Below are 3,158 nucleotides of genomic sequence, written 5' to 3' on the forward strand. Positions count from 1 at the left end.
CAGACTGGCAAACAAGAAGAAAAATGTCCATGCGGCGTTGTATCCGTTAATCGTATATCCACTTCCATTAACATGTGAAAACACGCCGTGAAATCTAATAGCGTAGACAATCAGGAATGATGACAGAATAACAGCCCGACTTGTCCCGATGGTTAAATGCTTACGTATGAATTTTACCGTTGGCACCAGCATGAGCACAAATAGCCCAATAGCGGCAAAAACCAGCCATACAGGAAACAGTCCGTATTTTTGTGTTGTATTCTGCGATACCGTCACCAGCGACAGCACCAAGAAAGTGTTAAGCAGGTAAAGCCTGACAGCCATCGATACCTTCACCTGTTTTTGTGTATTCCCGAGAAACAGCACAGGTGCCAGTGATGGTATGTTAATCAGCAGACCGATGAAAAGCACCCCATAGATAGAGTTCATAGCATTTTCCTGTAATTATCGAGCGGCCCAGCCGTTATTGGTCTTCACCAGAACAATTTTGGCTTCTTCCGGTTCAGCCATTCCTTTAACGCCAGAGAACGCATTTTTATCAACCCAACCCGGAACGCCATCGAGCTTCCACGTATAGGTCACTTGCGTGATTTTAGCGCCAGCGCCTTCACTCGGTTCAGTCCAGCTTGTGATCTCAGCTACAACACGATGACCGACGCAGGCACCTTCCTCACGGTTCCAAAACTCAACCTCTTGGCCTTTGTCTGTTACTTCCAGAACATCAACACTGCTAAAGCCATTCGCCTGTTGTGAAACAGTGAGAAGCCCCAGCTCAACAAGCCCTCTTAGAATTTCATCGCTAACATTGTATCCAGCAGAACGGTAGCCATGATTAACCTTTACTGGAAAACCTTTGTTGAACGCAAAGTCATTGTTCTGCAGTGAGTAGCAAACCTTTGATTTTGAAATTTTCGCGTTAATCGCCTTCTCAAAATCGCCTTTCTCACCACATCCCGCCAGAACAAGAGCTGTGCAAGTAACGAATAAAATTTTCTTCATCTTCCTATCCATCCTGATAATCACCAATGCTGTTATGTAGAGGTAGTCTGCTGCACACCTGTAGTCGTTAAAGCTTGTTCTTACTGGCATAACGCAGCAGAACCACCTGATTAACCAATTGATAGGATTCAATTATTTTTGTGGGCCGTCATATCGTTTGTAACGATCAAAATCAAAATAATGATAGATATTAACTATCATATTTTATTATTCGATCGATTAAATCAATTAACACACCGATCGAAAGAGCGTTATTAATCGTTAATATCTATCAATATCAATTTATCGATCTACCATACCGATCATTTTCTTGCTAGATGAATCGTTACTGGATAAAGTGAACAGAAGGCTCACTGGAGCGTTTATTCGCTGGTTTGTAGGGATAGAACGTCAAACCCTACGACCAACAGCCAGCACTGCCCTATGGCCCTTTCTTGACCTTTATTAATGCAACATCAGGGAAAACAACAGTGAAGGATACCGCTAGCTGATTAGATAAAAAGACTCACAGGCTTATGATAAGCGGCTTTATTCACCACTAATTAACATGACCTATTTCAATGGACAGCAGCAACACAACGCTGGTCCCGGTCTCTTTACGCCTATTTTTACGTTTACTGTTTATATGGAGTTAACATGAAAAAACTGTTTATCGCTGCGTTGCACCACCTATGGCAACAAATCCCTTAACGATGAATCGCAACAAACCGTAAAAACCAAGATCGTTAAAGGGAAAACTACCCAGCAAGATGTTATTAACGCATTCGGGGAACCACAAACACGAGCCACCAATGATGGACAGGAAATGTGGTCCTACTCCAGCATGTCAGGCGAGAGCCAGATCTCGAACTACATTCCCGGTCTGGCCCTGCTGAAGAACAGCAACACCGCTCACATGAACTCCCTTGAGATCTGGTTCAAGGGAAATGTTGTTGACCGATATAATTTCAGCCAGACGGCGAGTAAGGTTTCGAAGGGATTGTTGGATTAGTTGATAAAAGCAACATCATTGATGGGTCTGTTTTATGCATCAGACCCAATTTACTCAAACATTCCATAAACAAGCAAAGACAGTTAGTTTCCACAAGTTATAATTATCACGATCACAATATTTACTTCCTCAAATTAAATACTCTTGCAAGAAAAATTAATAAGATCAATAATAATTGAAAATTGTCCTTAACTATAAGCATGAGCCATAAAAGGTTTTCATATGTTAAGAAAAATATCACACATAAATAACTTCGCTGTATTCAACAATTTCTCATGGAATAACTCAGTCCGAGATGAAGGTAACAATATTGCTGAGTTAAAAAAAATGAACATTTTTTATGGTAGGAACTATTCCGGGAAAACAACCCTATCAAGAATAATTAGAAGTCTGGAGCTTTATAAGGTTCATGATAAATATCCTAATTCGGAATACTCTTTTGAATTCACTACTGGTGAGTTAATTAGCCATGATACACTGATAAATAATTCTCGAAATGTAAGGGTATATAATCGAGATTTTGTACAAGATAACTTAAAGTGGTTGTTTAACTCAGATGGAGATATTAAATCCTTTGCAATATTGGGTGAAAGAAATATTGATATAGAAAATAAAATAGTTGAATTAAAAGATATTATCGGTGATAACCAAAAAGGACTTGTTTGTAACTACAATCTAAAAAACTTAGAATATAACAATAAAAAAAGAGAATTCCAATCAACATCTGAAAATTTAGAAAGTAAACTACGTGAAAAAGCTAATAGGCAAATTAAAACAAATCATTTATATCAAAAAGTCACATACAATATTAACTCAATAGAAGAAGACATCAAAACAATACTGAACAATCCAATAAGAGATATTCCTCAAGAAGAACAAGCAAAGCTAGTTAATTTGCTATCAGAGAAAAGTAAAGATTTTCTACTAGATAAAGTAACGTTTTCTGATAAAACACTTTTACTACAAACCCAAGCTAATAATTTACTCTCTTATGAAGTGAAACCTGACGAAACCATACAGGATCTAATTAACAACTCACTCCTACAAGAGTGGGTTCGAAGTGGGATAAACTTACATAAAGGGGTAAGAGATACTTGTGCTTTTTGTGGTGGGGTGATTCCTCATAATTTATGGGAGCAGTTGGATTCACATTTCAATAAAGAATCAG

Annotated in this window: 4 protein-coding genes; 2 read left to right on the top strand and 2 right to left on the bottom strand. The window is 38.4% G+C overall.

Annotated features, from left to right (window positions below):
* Positions 1–429, bottom strand: a 429-nt coding sequence (locus J5224_RS24335) for a hypothetical protein (protein WP_264627801.1), incomplete at its 3' end; no start/stop codon positions are given.
* Between the two features lie 15 nt (positions 430–444).
* On the bottom strand, positions 445–999 hold the full coding sequence (locus J5224_RS24340) for a membrane lipoprotein lipid attachment site-containing protein (protein ID WP_264627802.1): 555 nt from the start codon (positions 997–999) through the stop codon (positions 445–447).
* A gap of 655 nt (positions 1,000–1,654) precedes the next feature.
* On the opposite strand from J5224_RS24340, the gene J5224_RS24345 reads away from it, so the two are divergent.
* Complete coding sequence (locus tag J5224_RS24345; protein WP_264627804.1) at positions 1,655–1,990, top strand: hypothetical protein; 336 nt, start codon at positions 1,655–1,657, stop codon at positions 1,988–1,990.
* Between the two features lie 222 nt (positions 1,991–2,212).
* Positions 2,213–3,158 (top strand): AAA family ATPase (locus J5224_RS24350; RefSeq protein WP_264627803.1); only part of this gene is annotated, 946 nt, incomplete at its 3' end.

Source organism: Candidatus Symbiopectobacterium sp. NZEC135 (assembly GCF_025962695.1).

What these genes read in the sequence shown, in the direction of transcription:
- J5224_RS24340 (WP_264627802.1), bottom strand. Translation starts at nt 999, where the DNA reads ATGAAGAAAATTTTATTCGTTACTTGCACAGCTCTTGTTCTGGCGGGA.